Below are 22,638 nucleotides of genomic sequence, written 5' to 3' on the forward strand. Positions count from 1 at the left end.
TGCTCGCGATGGAGCCGTTACCCGTCACTCGCGACTCGCGCCTGCGTCACTCAACAACCGATACCCCACCCCCGCCTCGGTCACGATGAACCGTGGACGGGTCGGATCGTCGACCAGCTTCTGCCGCAAATGCCCGACCACGATCCGCAGGTAATGGCTGTCTTCGGTGTGGGTCGGCCCCCAGATGTCCTTGAGCAACTGTTGCTGGGTGATCACCCGTCCCGGGTGCCGTGCCAGTTGCGCCAGCACCGCGTATTCCTTGCGGGTCAGCGCCACTTCCACGCCGTCGAGCAGCACCCGGCGATAGGCCAGGTCCACGGTCAGCGGGCCGAAGCTCAGCGCCGCCTGCTGGGTCTCGCCTGTCGGTGCCTGACGCAACAACGCCCGCACCCGGGCGAGAAACTCCTGGATACCGAACGGCTTGGTCACGTAGTCATTCGCGCCGCCGTCGAGCGCTTCGACTTTCTGCCCCTCGCTGGCGCGTACCGACAGCACCAGCACCGGCACGGTCGACCATTCACGAAACTCGCGCAGCACCTGCTGGCCGTCCATGTCCGGCAGACCGAGGTCGAGCACCAGCAAATCAGGCTTGCTCAGCGCAGCTTGCGCCAGGCCTTCAGTCCCCGTACCGGCCTCCAGCACTTTGTAGCCTTGGGAAGTCAGGCTGATGCGCAGGAATTTGCGGATCTGCGGTTCGTCGTCGATGACCAGGATGGTCGTGGTCTGGCTCATGGTCTGCGGTCGCGGGATGGAGAATGGCCAAGGGTATCAGGCTTCACGTTCATTGCTCAGCTCTCGCTTTCTTCGGCAGGCTGTTCCTGCAAAGGCAAGTGCAGTGTGATGCAGGTGCCACGCCCGTCGATGCCGTCGCCGACACTGATGCGTCCGCCATGGGCGCCGACCATGCCCTGACAGATCGCCAGCCCCAGCCCGGTGCCCTGCCCGCCCCGATCACCACGTGCGGCGGTGTAGAACATGTCGAAAATCTTCGACCGTTCCGCCTCGGGAATCCCCGGCCCTTCATCACTGACCGCAAAAAACAGCTCGTTGCGATCCACGCCGGCGCGCAATTGCAGCCGTCCATGAAGGGGGGAAAAGCGCGCGGCGTTTTCCAGCACATTGACCAGTGCCTGCTCGATCAGCGCCGCATGGACGAACAGCAGGGGCAATTGCGCCGGGACTTCGGTGCTGACCTGCAACGGCGCCAGCACCGCACGCAGGCGATTGAGCGAACTGCCGACAATGTCGGCCGGTGACACCCAATCGCGCGCCAGCTTCAATGCGCCATGACCGAGGCGGGTCATGTCCAGCAGGTTCTGGATGTAGCGATCCAGTCGTTCAGCCTCATCGCGCGTGCCTTCGAGCAGCTCACGGCGGTCTTCCAGCGGGATCGCTTCGCCCAGCGCCAACAGGCTGTCGATACTGCCGCGCATGGCGGTCAGCGGCGTGCGCAGGTCGTGGGACACCGAGGCCAGCAAGGCGCTGCGCAGTTGTTCGGTTTCACCGTGCAGACGTGCCGCCTCAAGGTCCTCAGCCAATTGTGCACGGGCCAAAGCCTGGGCCAGGGGCTGGCTCAGCGCGGTCAGCAGGCGCCGACGCTGACCGCTCAAGACCTGGCCCTCTCTGGCGCAGACACCGAGCAGCGCCAGCGGCCCGTCGTCCACGGACAGCGGCCACCACCACCAACGCCCGAACGGCAGGGTGCCGGTGCCGGCGCCCGCCGGTTGGTCGTGTTGCCAGGCCCAGTCGGCGGCGGCACGCTCGGCCTCGGTGAATTCCAGCGGCCCACCGGTCTCGACTTTCCAACCGGCCTGACCGTCACGATTGAGCAGGCACACCTGCAAATCGCTCCAGCCGTCGAGGTGTTGCGCTGCGGCGCTGACCACCGCCTGGCGGTCAGTGGCGGCGGTGAGTTTGCGCGACAGGTCGAGCAGTTCGCTGGTCTCTTCCTGGGTGTCGCGTAACGCCTGCAACTGCCGGCGTTGACGTGCCGCGAGGTTGCCCGTGAGTGCCGCCATCAGCAGGAAAAACAGCAAGGTCAGCACGTCTTCTTCGCGCTGGATGCTGAAGGAAAAATTCGGCGGTATGAACAGGAAATCGTAGGTCAGAAACGACAGTGCCGCGCAGACCAGCGCCGGGCCGAGGCTGCTGCGCACCGCCACCAGCAACACGGCCGCGAGGAACACCAGCGAAATGTTCGGCAACGGCAGGACACTCGCCACGGCCCAGGCCAGGGCACTGGCCAACAGCGTTGCGACCACCGCCAGCGCATAGTCGAACCACACCAGCGAGCGGGTCGAGCGCTGGCGGGGTTGATGCTGGGGGTGATCGCTGTCCAGGACGTTGATTTCCAGTCCGCGTGCATCGCGCAGCAAGCGTGACGCCAGCCCCCCGCCGAACACCCGTCGCCGCCAGCGCTGCCGCGACTGCCCGACCAGCACCAGGCTGGCGCGGCGTTCGGCGGCGTGTTGAATCAGGGTTTTCGCCACTTCGCCGGCGCGCAACAACACCACTTCGCCGCCCAGGCGCTCAGCCAGTTGCTGGGCACTTTGCAGGCGCAGGCGCGATTGCTCGTCGCGCACACTGCCGTTATCCACATGCACCAAGCTCCACGGCAGATGCCGACGCTGGGCAACGCGACTGGCATGGCGCACCAGGCGCTCGGCCTGGTCATCGCCATCGACGCCCACCAGCAAGCGACCGCGCACCGCAGGGGCCGCCTGGCCAAGCTGTCGATAGCCCTGGGCCAGATCGTTATCGACCTGGGCCGCTGCCGTCTGCATCGCCAATTCACGCAGCGCGGTGAGGTTGGTCTGGGTGAAGAAAGCATCAATGGCCGCCCGCGCCTGCTCCGGCACGTAGACCTTGCCGTCGCGCAGACGCTCGAGCAGTTCTCGCGGCGGCAGGTCGATCAGCAGCAGTTCGTAGGCTTCCTGCAGCACCCAGTCCGGCAGGGTTTCGCGGACCTGCACACCGGTGATGCCGCGCACCTGATCGTTGAGGCTTTCCAGGTGCTGGACGTTGACCGTGGTGAACACGTCGATGCCGGCGGCGAGCAGCTCCTGGATGTCCTGCCAGCGTTTGGCGTGGCGACTGCCGGGCGCGTTACTGTGGGCCAGCTCGTCCACCAGCACCAGTTTCGGTCGGGCGGCGAGCAGGCCGTCGAGGTCCATTTCCTCGAGCATCACGCCACGGTATTCGGAGCGCACCAATGGCTGTTGCGGCAAGCCACCGAGCAGCGCTTCGGTTTCCGCACGGCCGTGGGTCTCGACGACGCCGGCGATGACTTTCACACCCTGGCGCAACTGGGTATGCGCCGCTTGCAGCATGGCGTAGGTCTTGCCGACGCCGGGCGCGGCCCCCAGGAACACCTTGAGCCGACCACGGCCGTCGCGGGGAAGGTCTGCTAACAGGGCGTCGGCGCGGCCGGAGTTGCTCATGCTTGAAACTCTCTTTTTCCAGGTAGTGATGGGGTGTTCCAGAGGCCGTCATCGCAAGCAAGCTCGCTCCCACGAGGAATCACGTTCCAACAGGTGGGAGCGAGCCTGCTCGCGATGGCGCGCGCCACCGATCTACAGCTTTTCCAGCGCGATGTTCAGCGCCAACACATTCACGACCGGTGGCCCCACCAGCGGCTGCTCGATATGCGCTTCCAACAGCTGCTGCAGGGTCGACACCGGCACATTCCGCGCCGCCGCGACACGCGCCAGTTGATAGGCAATCGCCGCCGGTGGCAAGTGTGGATCGAGGCCACTGCCCGAAGTGGTCAGCATCGCCAGTGGCACCGGCCCCTGCCCCGGCACCTGCAGTTTGTTGGCATCGTCGAATACCCGGGTGGCCAGCGCCGGGTTGCTCGGGGACAGGTTGCTCGCGCTGCTCGACACGGTGGCAAACGCACCGGCGGACGGCCGCGGATGGAACCAGGCATCACCGACAAAATCCTGAGCAATCAGCGATGAGCCACGCACCTTGCCATCGGCGTCGCGCACCAGGCTGCCGTTGGCCTGATCGGGGAACGCGACCTGGGCGACGCCGGTGACCACCAGGGGGTAGGCAACACCGGTCATCAGGGTCATCAGCACCAGCAGGCTCAAGGCCGGACGTATCATTGTGGACATTTCAAAATCCTCGAATCGCAGGAAAACACAGCACGTTGTGGGAGCGAGCCTGCCCGACGGGTTGACATCCTGAAGAGAGGTCGATCATGGACCGCTTTCGCGAGCGGGCCGCTCCCACATGGGTAAGGTCGGTCGTTAAACCAGGTGCAAGGCCGTGAGCAGCATGTCGATCGCCTTGATGCCCACGAACGGCACCAGAATCCCGCCCAGGCCATAGATCAGCAGATTGCGTCGCAACAGCGCCGCCGCGCTCGCCGCCTGCACGCGCACTCCGCGCAAGGCCAGTGGAATCAGCACCACGATGATCAGGGCGTTGAACACGATGGCCGACAGAATCGCGCTCTGCGGGCTGCTCAAATGCATGATGTTGAGCACGCCCAGTTGCGGATAGATCGAGGCGAACAAGGCCGGCAGGATCGCGAAGTACTTGGCCACGTCGTTGGCGATGGAGAACGTCGTCAGCGCACCTCGGGTCACCAGCAACTCCTTGCCGATCTGCACCACGTCCAGCAGCTTGGTCGGGTCGCTGTCGAGGTCGACCATGTTCGCCGCCTCGCGTGCCGCTTGCGTACCGTCGTTCATGGCCATGCCGACATCCGCCTGCGCCAGGGCCGGGGCGTCGTTGGCACCGTCGCCGCACATGGCGACCAGCCGACCGTCATTCTGCTCATGGCGAATGCGCGCCAGTTTTTTCTCCGGTGTGGCTTCGGCCAGCACGTCATCGACGCCCGCTTCAGCGGCGATTGCCGCTGCGGTCAACGGGTTGTCGCCGGTGACCATGACCGTACGGATCCCCAGCTTGCGCAGCTCGGCGAAACGTTCACGAATGCCGGGCTTGACCACGTCCTTGAGGTGGATCGCCCCCAGCAGTTTGCCGTCTGCGCACACCAGCAACGGCGTGCCGCCGCTCTGGGCAATCTTGTCGATTTCACGGGACAGGGCTGGCGCGAGGTCAGTGCGTTTCTGGCCGACGAACGCCAGCAACGAATCCACGGCCCCCTTGCGATAGACGCGACCCTGATAGTCGACCCCGGACAGGCGGGTTTCGGCGCTGAATGGAACGGCTGTCAGCATGTCGCTGGCCGGCTCGGCCTGCGGGTGCAGCCCACGCAGGTATTCGACGATGGATTTGCCTTCTGCCGTTTCATCGGCCAGCGACGCGAACAGCGCACCTTCGGCCAGCTCCCGGGGGGTCACGCCAGGCGCCGCATAAATCGCGGAGCAACGACGGTTACCGAAGGTGATGGTGCCGGTCTTGTCCAGCAGCAGGACATGCACGTCCCCTGCTGCTTCCACGGCGCGGCCGGATTTGGCGATCACGTTCAGGCGCACCAGACGGTCCATCCCGGCAATCCCGATGGCGGACAGCAGGCCACCAATGGTAGTCGGAATCAGCGTGACCAATAACGCCACCAGGAACACCAGCGGCAAGCTGCCGTTGGCGAAGTGGGCGTACGGTTGCAGGGTCACGACCACCAGCAGGAAGATCAGGGTCAAGCCGATCAGCAGGATATCGAGTGCCACTTCATTCGGGGTCTTCTGGCGCTTGGCACCTTCGACCAACGCGATCATGCGGTCCAGGGTCGACTCGCCAGGGTTGGCGGTGATGCGCACCAGCAGCCAGTCGGAGACCAGCCGGGTGTTGCCGGTCACCGCGGAGCGGTCGCCGCCGGATTCGCGGATCACGGGCGCGGACTCACCGGTAATCGCCGCCTCGTTGACCGCCGCGATCCCTTCGATGACCTCGCCATCACCGGGGATCATTTCCCCGGCCTCGACACGCACCACGTCACCCTTGCGCAAACGGGCGGCGGGGATCACTTCAAAGGCGCCATTGGCGGTCTTGCGACGGGCGCTCAAGCCTTCGCTACCAGCCTTGAGGCTGTCGGCGCGGGCCTTGCCGCGCCCCTCTGCCAAGGCTTCGGCAAAGTTGGCGAAGAGCACGGTGAACCACAGCCACAGCGCGATCTGTGCAGCGACGAAGGTCGGCACCACGCTGTCGGGAATGAAGCACAGCACGGTGGTCAGTACGGCGGTCAACTCAACCACCAGCATCACCGGTGCGCGCTGCAATTGCCGTGGGTCGAGCTTGACGAAGGCTTGCACCAGCGCCGGACGCCACAAAGCGGAGATCGCGGTTTTCGGTTGTTCCGGGGCTTTGACGGCGACCGGTTTGGTTGCGGGCATATTCATCGATAACTCCTTAGAAGCCCATGCTCAGATGTTCAGCGATAGGACCCAGCGCCAGCGTCGGCAGGAAAGTCAGGCCGCCCACCAGCAAGATGGTCACGGTCAACAAGGTCACGAACAGCGCGCCGTGGGTCGGGAAGCTGTTCTGGCCGATCGGCGCGGTTTTCTTCATCGCCAGGCTACCGGCGAGTGCCAGTACCGGCAGGATGTAACCGAAGCGACCGATCAACATGCCCAGGCCCAGCATCAGGTTGTGGAACGCGGTGTTGGCGCCAAAGCCACCGAACGCCGAGCCGTTGTTGGCACTGGCCGAGGTGTAGGCGTAAAGCAGCTGGCTGAAACCGTGCGCCCCCGGGTTGCTCACCGATGCCACAGGTCCAGGCAGGCTCGCGGCTATCGCGCCCAGTACCAGCACGCCCACCGGCATCACCAGCAGGGTCACGACCAGCAATTGCACTTCCCTGGCTTGCAGCTTCTTGCCGAGGTATTCCGGGGTGCGGCCGATCATCAGGCCGGCGAGAAACACCGCGATCAACACGTTGAGCAACATGCCGTAGAGCCCGGCGCCGACACCGCCGAAGATCACTTCGCCGACCATCATGTTGACCAGCGCGACCATGCCGCTCAGCGGGTTGAGACTGTCATGCATGGCGTTGACCGAACCGTTGGAGGCCGCCGTCGTCGTCACCGACCACAGCACGGTGGCGGTGGTGCCGAAGCGCGCTTCCTTGCCTTCCAGCGGTGCGGTCTGTTCGACGGCAACGTTGTTGAGGGCCGGGTTCGGCTGGTACTCGGCCCACAGCGCCGTCGCGCCGCCGATCAGGAACAGCGCGAGCATGCAGGCAATGATTGCGCGGCTCTGGCGCAGGTCCTTGACGTAGTGGCCGAAGGTGAACACCAGGGCCACCGGGATCAGGATGATCGACGCCACCTCGAACAGGTTGCTCCACGCCGTCGGGTTCTCGAACGGATGCGCCGAGTTGACCCCGAAGAAGCCGCCGCCATTGGTCCCCAATTGCTTGATCGCAATCTGGCTGGCCGCCGGGCCGAGCGGGATGACCTGGTCGACACCCTGCATCGTCACGGCATTGACGTACTGGGCGAAGGTTTGTGGCACGCCCTGCCAGACCAGGTACAAGGCCAGCAACAAGCACAGCGGCAGCAGGCCGTAGAGCGTGGCGCGGGTCATGTCGACCCAGAAATTGCCCAGGGTCTGGGCCGATTTGCGCCCGATCCCGCGACACAAGGCAACCAGCACCGCCAGGCCGGTGGCGGCACTGACGAAGTTCTGCACGGTAAGCCCGGCCATCTGACTGAGGTAGCTCAGCGAGGCTTCGCCGCTGTAGGCCTGCCAGTTGGTGTTGGTCATGAAGCTGATGGCGGTGTTGAACGCCAGCGTCCACTCCTGTCCCGGCAGGTTCTGCGGGTTGAGCGGCAAGTGATCCTGGAACAACAGGATCGCGAACAACAACAGGAAGCCCGCCAGGTTGAAGGCGAGCAAGGCCAGCGTGTACTTCTGCCAACTCTGTTCAGCCTGCGGATCGACGCCGGCCACCCGATAGCAGCCCCGTTCGACCGGACCGAGGATCGGCGTCAGCCAGGTGCGCTGGCCTTCCATGACCTTGTAATAGAAGCGCCCGAGAAACGGTGCTGGAATCAGCACCACGGCGAAGAAGGCCAGGATCAGCCAATAATCATAACTGTGCATAGCCGCTCCTAGTTCCGGTCCGCGCGCAACAGCGCAACCAACAGATAAATGAACAGCCCCACTGCCAGCAGCAGTGACACTCCGTCCAGAACGCTCATGGAAGTTCTCCGTGTAACGGCGTATTGCCGCGTGTGGAGTCATTGTCGGAAGGAAGGCTGTAAAGGAACGAGATCGAGGGGGATGGCAGGGCATAAAGAAAGTGTAAAGAGTGGGTTTATGCCTTTGTTACAGGGGGGTTGGCGGTCCTCTTCGCCAGCAGGCTCGCACCCACTGTGGAATGCGTCCCTCTGTCAGAGAGAACTTGCTCGCGAAGGCGGCATGACAGACAACAACGCCCTCAACTGATGCACAAAACGCTGACATCGAGCAGCGAACATCCCCGATACGACATTGTTTCAAGACTTTACGACATGCTTCTGAACAATGGCACGTCCACTGCACACGCCCTCTGCCGAGCTTTCCAACCGTCCAGGGAGAAACGCATGAACACACAACTCAAACCCACGCTGGGCACGCTGCACCTGTGGGGCATCGCGGTCGGGCTGGTAATTTCCGGCGAGTATTTCGGCTGGAGTTACGGCTGGGGCGTGGCGGGCACGCTCGGGTTTCTGGTGACGTCCCTGATGGTCGCCACGATGTACACCTGCTTCATCTTCAGTTTCACCGAACTGACCACCGCCATTCCCCACGCCGGCGGCCCGTTTGCCTACAGCCGCCGGGCCTTCGGCGAGAAAGGCGGGTTGATCGCCGGGCTGGCGACGCTGATCGAATTCGTCTTCGCCCCGCCGGCCATCGCCCTGGCCATCGGCGCCTACCTGAACGTGCAGTTTCCGGCGCTCGACCCCAAACACGCAGCGGTCGGCGCCTACATCGTGTTCATGGGCCTGAACATTCTCGGGGTCAAACTCGCCGCCACCTTCGAACTGGTGGTCTGTGTCCTCGCCGTAGCCGAACTGCTGGTGTTCATGGGCGTGGTCGCCCCGGCTTTCAGTTTCAGCAACTTCGCCCTCAATGGCTGGGCGGGCTCCGATGTGTTCGGCGCGCCGGCGATTGCCGGGATGTTTGCGGCGATTCCGTTCGCGATCTGGTTCTTCCTCGCCATCGAAGGCGCCGCCATGGCCGCCGAAGAAGCCAAGGACCCCAAACGCACGATTCCCAAGGCTTACATCAGCGGCATCCTGACCCTGGTGCTGCTCGCCATGGGAGTGATGTTCTTTGCCGGCGGCGTCGGCGACTGGCGCACCCTGTCGAACATCAACGACCCGCTGCCGCAAGCGATGAAAACCGTGGTCGGCGATAACTCCGGCTGGCTGCACATGCTGGTGTGGATCGGCCTGTTCGGCCTGGTGGCCAGTTTCCACGGGATCATCCTCGGCTACTCACGCCAGTTCTTCGCCCTCGCCCGCGCCGGTTACCTGCCCGCGTCCCTGGCCAAGCTGTCACGGTTCCAGACGCCGCATCGGGCAATCATCGCCGGTGGCGTGGTGGGTATCGCCGCCATCTACAGCGACGGCCTGATCAACCTGGGCGGCATGACGCTGACCGCAGCGATGATCACCATGGCGGTGTTCGGCGCCATCGTGATGTACATCATGAGCATGCTCAGCCTGTTCAAGCTGCGCAAAACCGAACCCAACCTGGAGCGCACCTTCCGCGCGCCCTGCTACCCCCTGCTGCCGTTCATTGCCCTGTTGCTGGCGGTGGTGTGCCTGGTGGCGATGGCCTGGTTCAATGCGCTGATCGGCCTGATTTTCCTGGGTTTCATGGCCGTGGGTTTCCTGTACTTCATGCTGACCGGGCAATTGCGGGCGGATGCGCCGGCGGATGCGATGTTGACCGGACTCTGACAGGCATCAGGTGTTGCAGGCAGAACAGGCATAGAATGGAACCACTGCGAAGATGAATCGCTCAAAGTGGTAAGCACGATGGGTTGGCAAAACCTGCCAACCCGCCTGCTCTCAAGGAGATTCCCATGCCCTGGTATGCCTGGTTGATTCTGGTCGTTGCAATTGGCTCGATCGTCGGCGGTTTGATGATGCTGCGCGACACCGCCAACAAGGTCGAACTGACCGATGAGCAACGCAAGCGAGTGGCCGAACGTAATGCGCAGGCGGACGCCAAGGATGCGCAGGATCAGTGAATGGCTTCACTCCCGCACAATCTGCGGGAGCGAGCCTGCTCTCGATGGTTATCCAGAATAACGCGTGTCCCTCCCGCCCAGCGCTTGCCTGCTGGCTCAAGCCTGCGCACGACCTTCCCTCGAGCCGATAGAACGCCACCCTGACCAGGCGACGGCGCGTCCTGCGTATCGGGCCACTTTCGTGTCGGTTCATTCAACGCGTTGGACGCATCTGCATGCTTTTCAGCTGTAGAAGTACAGTCACCATCTCATTTTCAATGGTTAATATGGTTCACCGTTGCGGAGATTACAGATGCGTTACTCGCAGAACCATAAAGCCCAGACTCATCAACGCATTATCAAGGAAGCCTCAGCACGATTTCGCCGTGACGGAATTGGCGCGACAGGCCTGCAACCCCTGATGAAAGCCCTGGGCCTGACCCACGGTGGCTTCTATTCGCACTTCAAGTCCAAGGACGAACTGGTGGAAAAGGCACTGCAGGCGGCCGGAGACGAAGTGAACGTCGTCTGTGCCGAACTGTTCGCTGGAGATCGCCCACTTGAGGCGTTTATCGACACTTATCTGTCCGAATGGCACCAGGCATCACCCCATAAAGGATGCCCACTGCCGACCATGTCATCGGAGCTTGGCCTGCGTGGGCAGCCCAGTCCGACCTCTGATGCGGTGCTCAGGGCTCGACTTGAGCAGATAGAAAGCACCCTTGAAGGTGAGAACGCCGCCGACCAGAGCATCTTTATCATGTCTGCGCTGGTCGGAGCGTTATTGTTGTCGCGCAGTGTCGAGTGTCCCGAGCTGGCTCGACGGATGCTCGATGTCACTCGCGAGCGGCTCAAGCAACACGAGGGCTGAAACCACGGGACTAACCCTGCCAGCGCTTGAACAACACACTGGCATTCACCCCACCGAAACCGAAGCCGTTGGACAGCGCATACTCGATCGCCAGCGGTCGCGCCTGACCATGGACAATGTCCACGCCCTGTGCGGCCGGGTCCGGGTTTTCCAGGTTGAGCGTGGCCGGCACGATCTGGTCACGAATCGCCAACAGCGTGAAAATCGCCTCGATCCCCCCGGCTGCCCCCAGCAAGTGACCGGTAGCCGACTTGGTGGATGTCACCGCAATGCCGTTGTCTGTACCGAACAACGACTTGATCGCCGCCAACTCCCCCAGATCCCCGACCGGCGTCGATGTGGCGTGAGCGTTGAGGTGCTGAACCTGCTTCGCCTCGATCCCGGCCTGCGCCAATGCCAGCGACATCGCCCGCCGTGCACCGCTGCCATCCTCGGGGCCGGCAGTCAGATGATAGGCGTCGGCGCTGGTGCCGTAACCGACCAACTCCGCCAAAGGCTTCGCCCCACGGGCCAAGGCATGCTCCAGCGATTCGATCACCAGAAGGCCCGCGCCCTCGCCCATGACGAAACCATCACGGTCGCGGTCGAACGGGCGAGAGGCGCGCTCCGGCGTGTCATTGAAACCGCTGGACAAGGCGCGAGCAGCGGCAAACCCGGCGAGGCTGACACGATCGATCGCCGCTTCCGCGCCGCCGCACAGCGCGATATCCGCTTCGCCACACCGAATCAAGCGCGCCGCATCGCCAATTGCCTGCACTCCCGCTGCGCACGCCGTGACCGGAGCGCCCAGCGGTCCCTTGAAACCGTGCTGGATCGATACATGACCGGCAGCCAGATTGACCAGGAACGAAGGGATGGTGAACGGCGACAATCGCCGAGGCCCGCGACTGTCCGTGGTGCGCACCGCATCGGCAATCGCGCCAAACCCACCCACCCCCGAACCGATGATGGTGGCCGTGCGTTGCTGCGCCTCAGGCGTTGGCGCGTGCCAGCCGGCCTGTTCGATGGCCTGGCGAGCCGCTTCCATCGCAAACATGATGAAGCGGTCCATCTTCTTCTGTTCCTTCGGCGGCGTTGCCAGGTCCGGGTCGAAACCTGCTTCGGCGTCATCGGCCACCGTGGGCACCGAACCGCCGACCTTCGCCGCCAGATCGGCCACGACGTCATCCGGCAGGTTCCTGATACCGGACTGCCCAGCCAACAGGCGCGACCACACCGCTTCGACACCACTGCCTAACGGCGACACCAGGCCCATGCCCGTAACTACTATTCGACGGTCATTCATACCGCAACATCCTCCGTTTCTGAATACATCACTTATAGCGCGCCGCGGCCCGGCTTTTGGAAAGGTTGGGCGCCATCACATGGCGTGCCGCAACAAAGGCATTCCAGTCACCGGCATCAGGCAACGAAGGAATGGTGACCAACTCACCCTGGTCCAGACCCGACATGGCAGCATCGACCATCTCCCCTGCCTCCATGACCATGTCCGCCGGAATCTGGCTCGCGTCGATGCCGGAACGCTCCCAGATCTCGGTGCGCGTCACCCCCGGCAGCACCGCCTGCACCTTGACCCCGGTGCCCTCCAGTTCTGCGCTCAACGATTGGGTCAGGCTCAAAACGTAAGCCTTACTCGCGCTGTAAGTGGCGTTGAAGCGTTCGGGGAACAGCGCCACCACCGAGGCAATGTTGATGATCGTTCCCCGCCCCGCCTTGGCAAAACCGGCAGCCGCCGCCGAGGCAAGGCGCGTAACCGTGGTGACATTGAGCTGGATGAGCTTCTCGAGTTGATCCAGGTCAGCATTGGCCAGCAGGCCATCGGCAGCCACACCAGCGTTATTCACCAGCAAGCTGAGACTGGAGTCGCTGCGCAAACGCTGCTCAAGTTTCAATACGTCGTCTTTTTGAGTCAGGTCGGCCTTGAGCACCTCGACCTGAATGCCGTGCGCAGTGCGCAGCTTTGCCGCTGCCGCCTCCAGCCGCTCCAGATCCCGAGCAACCAGCAACAAATCGAAACCGCGCGCAGCCAGACGGTCGGCATAGATGGCGCCGATGCCTGAGGAGGCGCCGGTGATGAGGGCTGTGCCTTGGGGTTGAGTGGTGGTCATGACGATGCTCCGTAGATGATTGAAAGCGTGTTGGCGTGCCACAGGAAAATCAGCTGATCTAAAAATTATACGCATAATCTATTGCGATATTACAAGCATAATTTTCCGCGACGACAAATGGGCCGCTCAATGCGTTTGCGGTCGACACCGTTTCCGCCCTGTGGCCGCCAGAAATACACGGCTCACCCAACGAAAACCTATCGGAAAGAGCGTAGTCGATGGATGCGTGCAGAGCGTATTGGATGCGTGCCTGGCCCGCGCGTAGCGATGAGACCCACCTTGTTCTTATTAAAAAGATCGTTGCAATAACTGTTAAAAACCCCACAAGACATTCATTAAGTTATTCACGCTTGCAGAGAAATACCAAATAAGTAAAAATCAAATTGCAAGTTAATTTTTTAGTTTTAACCATTATAGCGAATATTCCTACAACACTTAGAGATATTCCCTGCATACAGAGCCAGCGATGAGTACTCCCGCACCAACACCGCATGACAGTAAATTCGAAGAAATAGAAATCACTGAAATATTAAGATGTGTCTGGAAACAGCGAGTCACCGTACTCCTGTTTTCCAGCATTGGACTTTTTTCAGCACTGACCTATGTATTGCTCGCCAGTCCGGTGTATCAAATCAGCACATCCATCAGACCCGTCGGCATAGCGGATCTCGACGAACTGAATGGATCCGGACTCTATAAAATGAGTCCACTGGAATCATTGCAGAGCGTTGGCTCAGCCATGGAATCATATGACGCGCAACTGAAATTTCTTATGGGGCACACGAAATACCTTGCGCCATTTGAAGCTGTCGATGCACCCATCGAAAAGGCTTTTGAAACTTTCAAAGAAAATAGCGCCTTTACTCTAAAACAAATCGATTCCACAAAAAGCTCAAGCCTGACAGATTCCATTGAGCTTACCTTTACGTACCCGAAAGGCATTGATGGCGTCGGAATCGTAAACAGTTTTACAAGCTTCATTATTGAAAACGAAAAAAACAAGATAGAAGAAAACCTGAAAACCTTGATTAGCAATAGAATTGAAAAGATAGAAAAAGACATCGACTTCTATAAAGTATCTTATGAAGTCAATACAAATGCGGACATCGCCAAACTTCTTGAACAGGACGAAATCAAAAAAAGAAACCTGCAAGACGAAATGGAGGCGCTGCGCAAGCAGGTACAGACTCGAAGACAAAATCGTATCAAGGAACTCGATGAGGCCATCACCATTGCGAAGCAGTTGGGGATCTCCAAACCCTCTACTCCCTCATCCTTAGCCCAATTCGATAACAACCAGGCAGGCAACACGATTCGCACCGAAGTCAACAACCAGCACATTCCGCTTTACTTCATGGGACAACTGGCTCTACAAGCGGAACGTTCCGCTTTGGCTGCCCGTCGCTCCGATGACTTTACTGAGCCCCGTATCGATCAGATCCAGAAAGAACTCAACCTTCTGGCCAGCAACCGCGAAGTCGGCGCATTGAAAAATCGAGAAGCCCCGGAATTATTCATCAAGGGCATTAGAGATAGCCGTGCTGACCTTGCAAGGTTGAAAAATCTGGCGATTAATTTTGAACAATTGCAATTGGTCCGGGTGGATAAACCTGCGTCTGAGCCTCTGGCGCCTATAAGGCCAAGGAAAGGTCTCATCGTTAGTCTTGGCCTTTTTTTAGGGTTCGTTCTAGGTGGTGCGCTAGCGTTGAGTCGGGGACTTTCTGACCGATATAGAAAAGACTAGTTAACATCCAGATAAGAGGCCGGAAACTCCGGCCCTCTATCATGCTCTTCGGCTTAATTAGCCTCAATTTTCTCGCGATTTTTATCCAATATCGCCTTGCCGATTCCCTTGACTTCTAGCAACTCGTCCACCGAAGCAAAAGGCCCGTTAGTCTCCCGATAAGCAATAATGGCTTTGGCCTTAGATTCCCCTATTCCGGACAATTCACGCTGCAAGGTAGATGCATCTGCCGTATTCAAATCGACTTTGTCGGGTTGAGTCTTAGGTGCGATTTCCAGGACAAGAGGCGCATTGCTACCCTCTGCGTTGAGCGCAGGCACCGCATTTGCGGCAAAAGACGTGGTGGTGAGCAGGGCAAAAACCAGAGAGTAAAAGTAGCCAGTACGCATGATGAAGCTCCATGACAGCGATTGAGAAAGCAGCTTTCCGAAGCTGCTTTCTCAAATTTAGGTGATGGAGCGCATTTGTCAAAAGGGAGGGTATTGCAGAATATTAAACAAAAGCGGCCAAATTCCAAATGCTCATTCGCTCCTCTGACGCAACGACCAAAATTTAGCCGTAGAAAAGTTGAATACCACGATAAACGGAATAAGTGCAATCTGAACATAGAAAGGGTCGAAACCCGTTTTTGACACCAGAAAATGAAGTGCCAAAACATTCAAACCAATCGATAAAAATCCAGAAAATATATACTTGAAAAACCTCACCTTGAAATCAAATTTATCCCGTGGTTTAAACACCCATAGATAATTAAGAGAATAAGTAAGAACCATTCCAATCAATGAGACGAGAATTAGCGAGATAAGATAATTTATCTTCCACACCCTAACACTCAGATAAAACAAAACAAAGGTAAAAACGAAATTTACTCCCCCTACGAGAGTAAATTTCGAAAATTCAAGTTTAAGGAGCTTCACCAAAATTACTGCCTACTTAAGACTATTAAAATTTATCCCTGATCACATAATTAGGACGTTTCCTGACCTCTTCGTTAATACGCCAAATATACTCACCAATAACACCAAGCATCAGCATTATTAAACCACCCACCAACAAAATAGCTATCATAATCGGCGCCCAACCCGAAAACGGCGTCTCACCGCGCGCCCAACTTATAACAATACTTACACTATAAAGCATACCAAGAAACGACGTAAAGATACCCGCTAGCGATATAAATCTTATTGGAAGATAAGAAGCATCTAAAACAGCATCAAGGAAATTTTTCAACTTCTTGGAGAAATTATATTGGGACTTACCGATCGTACGTTTCAGTCTGACATAAGGAATGAAACTGGTACGATATCCCGTCCACAACAAATCACCCTGGAAAAATCTGTGCCGTACATCAATGGCGTTGAAAACATCCATGACTTTTCTGTCCATCAGTACGAAGTCGAACCCTCCTGGTGGAATCTGTGGAAGTGCCATCCGCAGGACACCATATGCCAACCGAGAGTAAATTTTAGAAAGAAAGGAATCAGATCGATCGGTTCGATGACAAATAACAATCTCAGAACCGGTCTGCCATTTTTCTATCATCTGAGGAATCAATTCGACCGGATCTTGCATATCCGCCGATATATTGATAATTGCATCCCCGGAAGCCTCTTTGAATCCCGCTAACATCGCCGCCATTTGGCCAAAATTACGTGTAAACGTAACACCTTTGACTTGGGGGTCTCTGTCTCTTAACTCCAAAATCTCACGTAACGATCCATCTTTTGAGCCATCGTCGACAAACACTACTTCATACTCATGTTCCGGTAGATCCCTCGCGAACATGGAAGTAAGTTTTTCATAGGTTTTGGAGATAGCGCCCTCATTGTGGTAGACCGGAATCACAAAAGAAATTTTCATTCAAACATGCCTCTAATATTAACGAAAAGCCCTAGCGCAGTCTGCTTAAGCTTTAAAAACCTTATATACTATTTGGCTTATAAAGTGTAAAGCTTTTCCCAAGGCCATCCACTCTAGTCAAAACCACATAGTCTTGTGGAAAATTAATTCCAACACTACCCAAGATTGACTGTATATCAACCAGAGAATCTAGGTCTAGTAGAACAAACGACTTTTTTACACGATCAGCATTAGAAAACGTCCGCAACCAGCATGGGGAGAGCAGTGGGAAACTTAAAAAAGAGTCAGCCCGAAAACTACACCTGCCGAAAAAAAAGCAGCTAATTAAACTCGACGCAGAGTAACTTCCTGATGTGATAGACCTAAAAAAAATCAGCCCGGAAAACAAACTTACTACAATTGCGGTTAACGTATAGTAAATTGAATTAAGATAAGAGCACTGATAGTGTAGAATCGCGCCGACCAACAAAAAAAAAAGCGAGTAAAGTCTAAAATATTTAACACCCAATAGCTCAGGAACTAGCTTAATCAACAGCCTTTGGAATCCGTTCCAAAAAATGATCGTTGACAACAAAACCAGAACAACGCCAATGATTCTATACGTAACAGGATTATCGTTGGCGATGGCAAATAGGTACCCAGTAAAAACAGATATAGCCGAGACATTCTGTTGAATTCCTTCAGGATATCTCGATGCTAGAAGATAAATACCTTCATCTCCAAATCCAAAGCCTTTACTGGCGCCCCATAGCACGACAGAAAGTGCAAAAAAGAACATATTCTCCAATACGTATAAAGGAAAAGATCGCACAAGATTTCCGTACATCATTTAATTAGCCTTCCTTAGGCCCAGCATGCTGTCCTGCCTTTGGCTTGGAAGGGAAGTGCATATATTATTTTTATAATGAACTGTCCGACTGACGAGAATCTCCTTTTTCGCACATCAAAAAGATGCTGGAGCATAAATCAGGGTAATGCTGACCAAGCGCATAACAACCTTCTAAATATTCTTTTGAGATGATATCTGTATTGAGCAATTTGTCCCATTGGAAGTTAGCCAGTGCTTTGAAGAAAATACCAGACCGATGCACCACCTTGAGGCCCGCAGCTACCGCATCCCGCTCCAATGTATCAAGCGAATAGGTGCAACGGTGACCATGTTCCAACTCTGCTTTAGTTACCGCTGAGTTGTGCGAAATCAGCCCCATTTTCACGGCAATCTGCCGCGAAGGAGCGTTGGCATTTGGACAAACCAGAAAAAAACGCCCACCTTCTGCCAGCCATTCATCGTTCACTCGCTTGAGCACGCGTACAGGATCATCAAGATGCTCAAGAACGTGAGTAAGCACGATATTGTCGTACTTTTTTGGCAGGCTAGCATTTTCGAAAAGCGAATGAATAAAATTAACTTTGTCGCCGAGTTTATGCTGAGCCTCTTTGATAGCTAAATCAGACGCCTCGACACAAGTGACGTCATCAAAGTGTTCAAGAAAGCGCCGAGTGAAGTCACCTTTAAAACTACCTAGCTCAAGTAGGCTACCCAACCTGAAAAATGGCTCAAACGAGCGAATCATATAGGGATGCATAACGTCAAAGTCAAAGCTGTAGGCGTACTGGTGATCGGCAGTATCCTTTATCTCGACATTGTAATCGCGTTGCGTTTCCATTTTATTTTCATTTTTCATTGTCATACACATGATCGCCGAATGGGCGTCCTTCTTCGTAATTTTAAATCCATGCTTTTCATATAGACGCATGGCCGCAATATTATTCTCGCCTACCTCTAGCTCAAGGCGTGTGCACCCCAGCTTACATAGATGTTCGATGCAGTGCAGAATGAGTTGAGAGGCTACGCCCTGCCCACCGAACTCCGGAAGAACGCTGACGTTGGTTATGTAAGCTGAGGCCGCCTCATTGTTCAAATAGATGGCCACCAGCCCGACAAGTTCGCCCTTTACCCAACCTTCAAATCGGACTGACTTGTCGATGAGCTTCTCCGCATAACAGGCAATATCTGCGCGCCCACTCAATGGTGGAACAAAGAACTTGTCGCAGGCTAGAAGTTGAGTCGCTATCTGACTTACACTAGCGCGGTTTAAACTAATTTCGAGTGCCAGACTCATACTTCTAACACAGCCAAGCCGAAGCCGTGACGACCGAATTCGTTGCCATTATAGAGCATGTATACCTTTTCGTCGCATTTGAACACATGGGGATAACACTGCATATCACTGTCCCATTCTCCTGGCGTCCCCTCGAGCAGTGGACTATCGTCGTCACGCGTCCAGCCTAGCAGATCTTCCGACCAAGCGTGACCAATGCGATAACCGCGACCTTTACCCTTGCGGAAATCAAATGATTCACGATAACAGAAAAACATATGATAACGCCCGGCAATCTCGACCACTGTGGGCAGCGCTTGGCTTTCATCCGCCCCGAGCCGATCCGATATGATCTGCCGTGACTCTTCCTTGACCCACTCAATGCCATCCATCGAGGTCGCATGGCCAATTTTATAGGTGCGATCCGGGGCTACATCAGATGCATATTTCTTCCATCCTGTGCCAAAGATATACCACATATGAAAAACGCCATTGATAACCTTCACAAACCCGTCACCAACTAAACAAGGTTCGTGTAGAGAAGCTGCTAATACAGGTCCATTTCCTATACGCTCAAAGGTATTTCCGTCATCATGACTAATAGCCAAGCCAATCGCTGTATCAACCGATACTGACGATCGCCGATTCCAACCACAAGTATAACCAAAAACTGTATTACCGTGCCGCAATACATTCATTGGAAAAATACCGTGTTCGTCGAAACACCCTAACTCACCAAGTGGTATCACCGTCTTCTCAGACACCCTGATAGTTTCGGAAAAATCTTTCTTCATATCGACATAAGCTATATGGCTTAAATATTTACCATTAGTTACATCAACTGATCTTGTTGAAAAATAGATGCGTGCAAAACTATCAAATAGCAATACTTGGGGTGACTGGGCGAATTGCACGCAGTCATTAGGCAAAGAGTGCTGTGAAGGATCGAAGATCTTTCCAAGTTTTAGCCACTTCATCGATTTACTCCAGACGACCGTCAAGTACGGCTAAACCAAACCCATTACGGCCTACCTGATCCCCAAGATAAGCCATATAGGTTTTTCCATCCAAATCGAATACATGCGGATAACTGATCATTTCAGAATCCCATCCCGCCTCTGACACATCTATCCCCGCTTTGCTGTCATCACGTACCCAATCTATAAGATCGAAACTCGACGCATACCCAATTCGATAACCGTTCTGCTTCCCTCGATAGTTTGCGCTGTAGCGATAGCAAAAAAACATGTGGTATTTTCCATTAGCATAAAACACGTCAGGGCTTGCCTGGGCCTCATCCTCTTCAACTCTGCTCGAAATTAAGTCCCTGTTGCACTTATTCCAATTCAACCCATCTACTGACGTAGCCATTCGAATTTTATAAACTGGTTCAGCCCGCCCATCGACCAGTTTCCACTTACGGCCCGCAATATAGAACAAATACCACTTATTATTGAACTTACGAATTTTAGGGCCGCTGAGTACAAAAGGCTCGTCGGGTGTATAGCTTAGTACCGGCCCATTTCCCAATTTTTTAAAGGTTACGCCGTCGTCGTGACTGATCGCACAACCGATGGCTACGTTGAACGGAACAGACTCACACCGTGTCCAGCCAGCGTAATAGGCTCGTACACATCCGCCATCCCTTGCTACCGAAACGGGATAGGTACCGAACTCATCAAATTCACCCAACGCACCTAAACCAAGTATTGGATGCTTGGCCACATCCCTCACTGAAAATAAATCATTACGGTCAAGGTCGACGTACGCGGAATAACTTACATACTTACCTTCTGAATCCGCCGGCGGACGACAAGAAAAGTATACACGTACAATGTCATCAAATACCAAGGTAGCAGGAGCTTGTGCAAACTCCTTTAACCAGGGACGGTCGCTAACTTCTTGGGGTGTGAATACTTTTCCTAATTTCTTCCACTGGAACATGATCAGATTAACTCATAGTGAGTGAAAATATACTCGCGAACTTTATCGGGAGAATTAAACATCAGCACATCTATAATTGAAAGCCAGGGAATAAACGGCAAACCAAGCTGAGGGTATTCAAGCGACGTTGACTTAATAAATTTAAGGTCTACACCTCTATTGCCAAAATCATCAGGGGAATAAAGCGCCATTCCTCCGGACGTATTTATATAAGTTGCTGCCCCCATGGCCTTGCAAAGTTCTAGGACCTTTTCCTGCCCCTTGAGTTGATGATCAATGTCGATAGCCGATGAAATATGAATTTTTGTTTTGATACCCAAGTGCTTACAAATTTGCACAATGGAAGCGAAGATGTAATCAAACAAATTACGCTCATCGTTGAGCAAAATTGATTCGAGCAACGAAAATGTATCTAAGAAAAAAGGCGCACGACTGTACGCACCTTTGAACTGAGCCAATAATTTATCCGGCGAAAAATCATCCGCCAGGCATCGCGCTCTCACATCAAGCGAATCGGATGCTTTTTTTATCGGTAGCGAGAATACAGAATCCTGACCGTTCACAAGCATACGATTTCGATTAATCCAACCTTTTTTTGTATATTTTATATTATCATAAACAATAAAATCATCAACAGCGGCTATTAGTTGGAAATACCCAATATAAGGAAGAAAATAAGGTTGCATTATGGCAAGCTTCATTGGCTTATACCGTAACGCTTATGGAAATTTTGATGATGCACTCTCATACCTCTCTAATGAAAGAACAAATCTCATCGACGATTTCCATTTCCAAATCCGGATAAATCGGAAGGCAAAGTACTTGATGTGATGCAGCAGTGGCTAAGGGTAAGTTCTCTCTATGCGAGGAAGGCAAACCTCTATACATCGGAAATTCAGATATAAGGGGATAAAAATAGCGTCTAGGATGAATTCCACGATCTTTCAATCGCTGGTATAAATCATCTCGCGAGATAGGGTAATCATGACCTATAAGAATAGGAAAATATGCATAATTCGCTACCTTTTCCCCTGAACCACCTAGACAGCGAATGCCAGTCACATTGTTTAAAGCTTTGCGGTAAGCCGCATCAATTACCTGGCGGCGCGCCAAGAATTCGTCAATGTACTTGAGTTGTAGCAAGCCAAGCGCAGCATTGAACTCACTCATTTTCCCATTAATTCCGGGAGCAACTACATTTGTTTCCCCAACGTGTCCAAAATTTTTCAACTGGTCAATACGTATTTTTGTCTTAGCGTCCGGACATACGATAGCACCGCCCTCGAAGGTGTTGAATACTTTCGTGGCGTGAAAACTCAGCACAGACAAATCGCCATGCCGCAAAATACTACCGCCCTCATCCTGAACACCGAAAGCATGCGCAGCATCATATATAATCTTCAAATTATAATTGTCTGCAATTTTTTGAATCGCATCTACATCACAGGGGTGCCCATAACAATGCACTGGCATGATTGCGGTAGTGTGCGGAGTTATAGCTGATTCAATTTTAGACGGATCAATATTAAGAGTTTTTGGATCAACATCTACGAATGTTGGCTTGATTCCGTTCCAAAGTAATGAATGAGAAGTAGCAACAAATGAATAGGGTGTAGTAATAACTTCACCCGTCACCCTCAATGCTTGTAAAGCAGTAACAAGAGCCAGCGTTCCATTTGTAAACAAACATATGTGCTCGACACCAAAGTACTCACATAGAGATCGCTCAAGTTCTTGATGGAACGGACCACCATTAGTGAGGACCCTATTACTCCAAATTTGTTCCAGGTACGGAATGAATTCATCAAGTGGCGGAAGCGTTGGTTTAGTGACGAAAACGTTATCTTTTTTCATAAAGCTCACCAATGTATAAA

At 55.1% G+C, this 22,638-nt stretch carries 20 protein-coding genes; 4 read left to right on the forward strand and 16 right to left on the reverse strand.

Going from position 1 to position 22,638, the window contains the following annotated elements; all coding sequences use genetic code 11:
- Positions 1-24: 24 nt before the first annotated feature.
- The 6 genes from ACM6IM_RS12270 to kdpF form a co-directional block, all read right to left on the reverse strand.
- Positions 25-732 carry a response regulator gene (locus ACM6IM_RS12270; RefSeq protein ID WP_192301960.1) on the reverse strand — a complete coding sequence of 236 codons (708 nt, stop codon included), beginning with the start codon at positions 730-732 and terminating at the stop codon, positions 25-27.
- 56 nt (positions 733-788) lie between these two features.
- On the reverse strand, positions 789-3,440 hold the full coding sequence (locus tag ACM6IM_RS12275) for a DUF4118 domain-containing protein (protein WP_414865255.1): 2,652 nt from the start codon (positions 3,438-3,440) through the stop codon (positions 789-791).
- A 132-nt stretch (positions 3,441-3,572) separates the two neighbouring features.
- Positions 3,573-4,118, reverse strand: a complete 546-nt coding sequence (gene kdpC, locus ACM6IM_RS12280; RefSeq protein ID WP_192301962.1) for a potassium-transporting ATPase subunit KdpC — start codon at positions 4,116-4,118, stop codon at positions 3,573-3,575.
- A gap of 135 nt (positions 4,119-4,253) precedes the next feature.
- Positions 4,254-6,311: a potassium-transporting ATPase subunit KdpB gene (gene kdpB, locus ACM6IM_RS12285; protein ID WP_414865256.1), complete on the reverse strand. Its 2,058-nt coding sequence runs from the start codon at positions 6,309-6,311 to the stop codon at positions 4,254-4,256.
- Between the two features lie 10 nt (positions 6,312-6,321).
- The gene (gene kdpA / locus ACM6IM_RS12290) at positions 6,322-8,016 is read right to left on the reverse strand and encodes a potassium-transporting ATPase subunit KdpA (protein WP_201189541.1); all 1,695 of its coding nucleotides are present in this window, start codon (positions 8,014-8,016) and stop codon (positions 6,322-6,324) included.
- 8 nt (positions 8,017-8,024) lie between these two features.
- Positions 8,025-8,114 (reverse strand): K(+)-transporting ATPase subunit F, encoded by a 90-nt coding sequence (gene kdpF / locus ACM6IM_RS12295; protein WP_007899818.1) that lies wholly within the window; start codon positions 8,112-8,114, stop codon positions 8,025-8,027.
- Between the two features lie 384 nt (positions 8,115-8,498).
- Between kdpF and eat the strand changes: the two genes are divergently transcribed.
- The 3 genes from eat (at position 8,499) to ACM6IM_RS12310 (ending at position 11,006) form a co-directional block, all read left to right on the forward strand.
- The gene (eat, locus tag ACM6IM_RS12300; protein ID WP_192301965.1) at positions 8,499-9,863 is read left to right on the forward strand and encodes an ethanolamine permease; all 1,365 of its coding nucleotides are present in this window, start codon (positions 8,499-8,501) and stop codon (positions 9,861-9,863) included.
- Between the two features lie 125 nt (positions 9,864-9,988).
- A complete protein-coding gene (locus ACM6IM_RS12305) occupies positions 9,989-10,156 on the forward strand; it encodes a DUF2897 family protein (RefSeq protein ID WP_192301969.1) in 168 nt (55 codons plus the stop codon).
- A 292-nt stretch (positions 10,157-10,448) separates the two neighbouring features.
- Positions 10,449-11,006, forward strand: a complete 558-nt coding sequence (locus ACM6IM_RS12310; protein ID WP_414865257.1) for a TetR/AcrR family transcriptional regulator — start codon at positions 10,449-10,451, stop codon at positions 11,004-11,006.
- A 10-nt stretch (positions 11,007-11,016) separates the two neighbouring features.
- Here the strand turns inward: ACM6IM_RS12310 and fabF are convergent, their stop codons facing one another.
- Positions 11,017-12,291: a beta-ketoacyl-ACP synthase II gene (gene fabF / locus ACM6IM_RS12315; RefSeq protein ID WP_414865258.1), complete on the reverse strand. Its 1,275-nt coding sequence runs from the start codon at positions 12,289-12,291 to the stop codon at positions 11,017-11,019.
- 28 nt (positions 12,292-12,319) lie between these two features.
- Positions 12,320-13,114 carry an SDR family NAD(P)-dependent oxidoreductase gene (locus ACM6IM_RS12320; protein ID WP_414865259.1) on the reverse strand — a complete coding sequence of 265 codons (795 nt, stop codon included), beginning with the start codon at positions 13,112-13,114 and terminating at the stop codon, positions 12,320-12,322.
- A 466-nt stretch (positions 13,115-13,580) separates the two neighbouring features.
- Between ACM6IM_RS12320 and ACM6IM_RS12325 the strand changes: the two genes are divergently transcribed.
- Entirely contained in the window at positions 13,581-14,858 is a 1,278-nt protein-coding gene (locus tag ACM6IM_RS12325) for a Wzz/FepE/Etk N-terminal domain-containing protein (RefSeq protein WP_414865260.1), read from the forward strand.
- Between the two features lie 53 nt (positions 14,859-14,911).
- On the opposite strand, the gene ACM6IM_RS12330 is transcribed toward ACM6IM_RS12325, so the two are convergent.
- From ACM6IM_RS12330 to ACM6IM_RS12365, 8 genes are all read right to left on the reverse strand, one after another.
- Positions 14,912-15,247: a ComEA family DNA-binding protein gene (locus ACM6IM_RS12330; protein ID WP_414865261.1), complete on the reverse strand. Its 336-nt coding sequence runs from the start codon at positions 15,245-15,247 to the stop codon at positions 14,912-14,914.
- 132 nt (positions 15,248-15,379) lie between these two features.
- Complete coding sequence (locus ACM6IM_RS12335) at positions 15,380-15,775, reverse strand: GtrA family protein (protein WP_414865262.1); 396 nt, start codon at positions 15,773-15,775, stop codon at positions 15,380-15,382.
- 25 nt (positions 15,776-15,800) lie between these two features.
- Entirely contained in the window at positions 15,801-16,718 is a 918-nt protein-coding gene (locus tag ACM6IM_RS12340; RefSeq protein ID WP_414865263.1) for a glycosyltransferase family 2 protein, read from the reverse strand.
- An 899-nt stretch (positions 16,719-17,617) separates the two neighbouring features.
- Positions 17,618-18,841, reverse strand: a complete 1,224-nt coding sequence (locus tag ACM6IM_RS12345; protein WP_414865264.1) for a GNAT family N-acetyltransferase — start codon at positions 18,839-18,841, stop codon at positions 17,618-17,620.
- Positions 18,838-19,797, reverse strand: coding sequence for a hypothetical protein (locus ACM6IM_RS12350; RefSeq protein ID WP_414865265.1), 960 nt, complete (start codon positions 19,795-19,797; stop codon positions 18,838-18,840). The genes ACM6IM_RS12345 and ACM6IM_RS12350 overlap by 4 nt, the downstream gene beginning before the upstream one ends.
- 4 nt (positions 19,798-19,801) lie before the next feature.
- Positions 19,802-20,764: a hypothetical protein gene (locus ACM6IM_RS12355; protein ID WP_414865266.1), complete on the reverse strand. Its 963-nt coding sequence runs from the start codon at positions 20,762-20,764 to the stop codon at positions 19,802-19,804.
- Positions 20,765-20,766: 2 nt separating this feature from the next.
- The gene (locus ACM6IM_RS12360) at positions 20,767-21,465 is read right to left on the reverse strand and encodes a WbqC family protein (protein WP_414865267.1); all 699 of its coding nucleotides are present in this window, start codon (positions 21,463-21,465) and stop codon (positions 20,767-20,769) included.
- Between the two features lie 43 nt (positions 21,466-21,508).
- Positions 21,509-22,618 carry a DegT/DnrJ/EryC1/StrS family aminotransferase gene (locus ACM6IM_RS12365; RefSeq protein WP_201189568.1) on the reverse strand — a complete coding sequence of 370 codons (1,110 nt, stop codon included), beginning with the start codon at positions 22,616-22,618 and terminating at the stop codon, positions 21,509-21,511.
- Positions 22,619-22,638: the final 20 nt, after the last annotated feature.

The organism is Pseudomonas sp. IT-P12 (assembly GCF_949767465.1).
Classification (GTDB): domain Bacteria; phylum Pseudomonadota; class Gammaproteobacteria; order Pseudomonadales; family Pseudomonadaceae; genus Aquipseudomonas.

What these genes read in the sequence shown, in the direction of transcription:
- ACM6IM_RS12305 (WP_192301969.1), top strand. Translation starts at nt 9,989, where the DNA reads ATGCCCTGGTATGCCTGGTTGATTCTGGTCGTTGCAATTGGCTCGATC.
- ACM6IM_RS12275 (WP_414865255.1), bottom strand. Translation starts at nt 3,440, where the DNA reads ATGAGCAACTCCGGCCGCGCCGACGCCCTGTTAGCAGACCTTCCCCGC.
- ACM6IM_RS12345 (WP_414865264.1), bottom strand. Translation starts at nt 18,841, where the DNA reads ATGAGTCTGGCACTCGAAATTAGTTTAAACCGCGCTAGTGTAAGTCAG.
- ACM6IM_RS12310 (WP_414865257.1), top strand. Translation starts at nt 10,449, where the DNA reads ATGCGTTACTCGCAGAACCATAAAGCCCAGACTCATCAACGCATTATC.
- ACM6IM_RS12340 (WP_414865263.1), bottom strand. Translation starts at nt 16,718, where the DNA reads ATGAAAATTTCTTTTGTGATTCCGGTCTACCACAATGAGGGCGCTATC.
- kdpF (WP_007899818.1), bottom strand. Translation starts at nt 8,114, where the DNA reads ATGAGCGTTCTGGACGGAGTGTCACTGCTGCTGGCAGTGGGGCTGTTC.
- ACM6IM_RS12320 (WP_414865259.1), bottom strand. Translation starts at nt 13,114, where the DNA reads ATGACCACCACTCAACCCCAAGGCACAGCCCTCATCACCGGCGCCTCC.
- eat (WP_192301965.1), top strand. Translation starts at nt 8,499, where the DNA reads ATGAACACACAACTCAAACCCACGCTGGGCACGCTGCACCTGTGGGGC.
- ACM6IM_RS12330 (WP_414865261.1), bottom strand. Translation starts at nt 15,247, where the DNA reads ATGCGTACTGGCTACTTTTACTCTCTGGTTTTTGCCCTGCTCACCACC.
- ACM6IM_RS12360 (WP_414865267.1), bottom strand. Translation starts at nt 21,465, where the DNA reads ATGAAGCTTGCCATAATGCAACCTTATTTTCTTCCTTATATTGGGTAT.
- kdpB (WP_414865256.1), bottom strand. Translation starts at nt 6,311, where the DNA reads ATGAATATGCCCGCAACCAAACCGGTCGCCGTCAAAGCCCCGGAACAA.
- ACM6IM_RS12270 (WP_192301960.1), bottom strand. Translation starts at nt 732, where the DNA reads ATGAGCCAGACCACGACCATCCTGGTCATCGACGACGAACCGCAGATC.
- ACM6IM_RS12365 (WP_201189568.1), bottom strand. Translation starts at nt 22,618, where the DNA reads ATGAAAAAAGATAACGTTTTCGTCACTAAACCAACGCTTCCGCCACTT.
- kdpA (WP_201189541.1), bottom strand. Translation starts at nt 8,016, where the DNA reads ATGCACAGTTATGATTATTGGCTGATCCTGGCCTTCTTCGCCGTGGTG.
- ACM6IM_RS12350 (WP_414865265.1), bottom strand. Translation starts at nt 19,797, where the DNA reads ATGAAGTGGCTAAAACTTGGAAAGATCTTCGATCCTTCACAGCACTCT.
- fabF (WP_414865258.1), bottom strand. Translation starts at nt 12,291, where the DNA reads ATGAATGACCGTCGAATAGTAGTTACGGGCATGGGCCTGGTGTCGCCG.
- ACM6IM_RS12355 (WP_414865266.1), bottom strand. Translation starts at nt 20,764, where the DNA reads ATGTTCCAGTGGAAGAAATTAGGAAAAGTATTCACACCCCAAGAAGTT.
- kdpC (WP_192301962.1), bottom strand. Translation starts at nt 4,118, where the DNA reads ATGTCCACAATGATACGTCCGGCCTTGAGCCTGCTGGTGCTGATGACC.
- ACM6IM_RS12325 (WP_414865260.1), top strand. Translation starts at nt 13,581, where the DNA reads ATGAGTACTCCCGCACCAACACCGCATGACAGTAAATTCGAAGAAATA.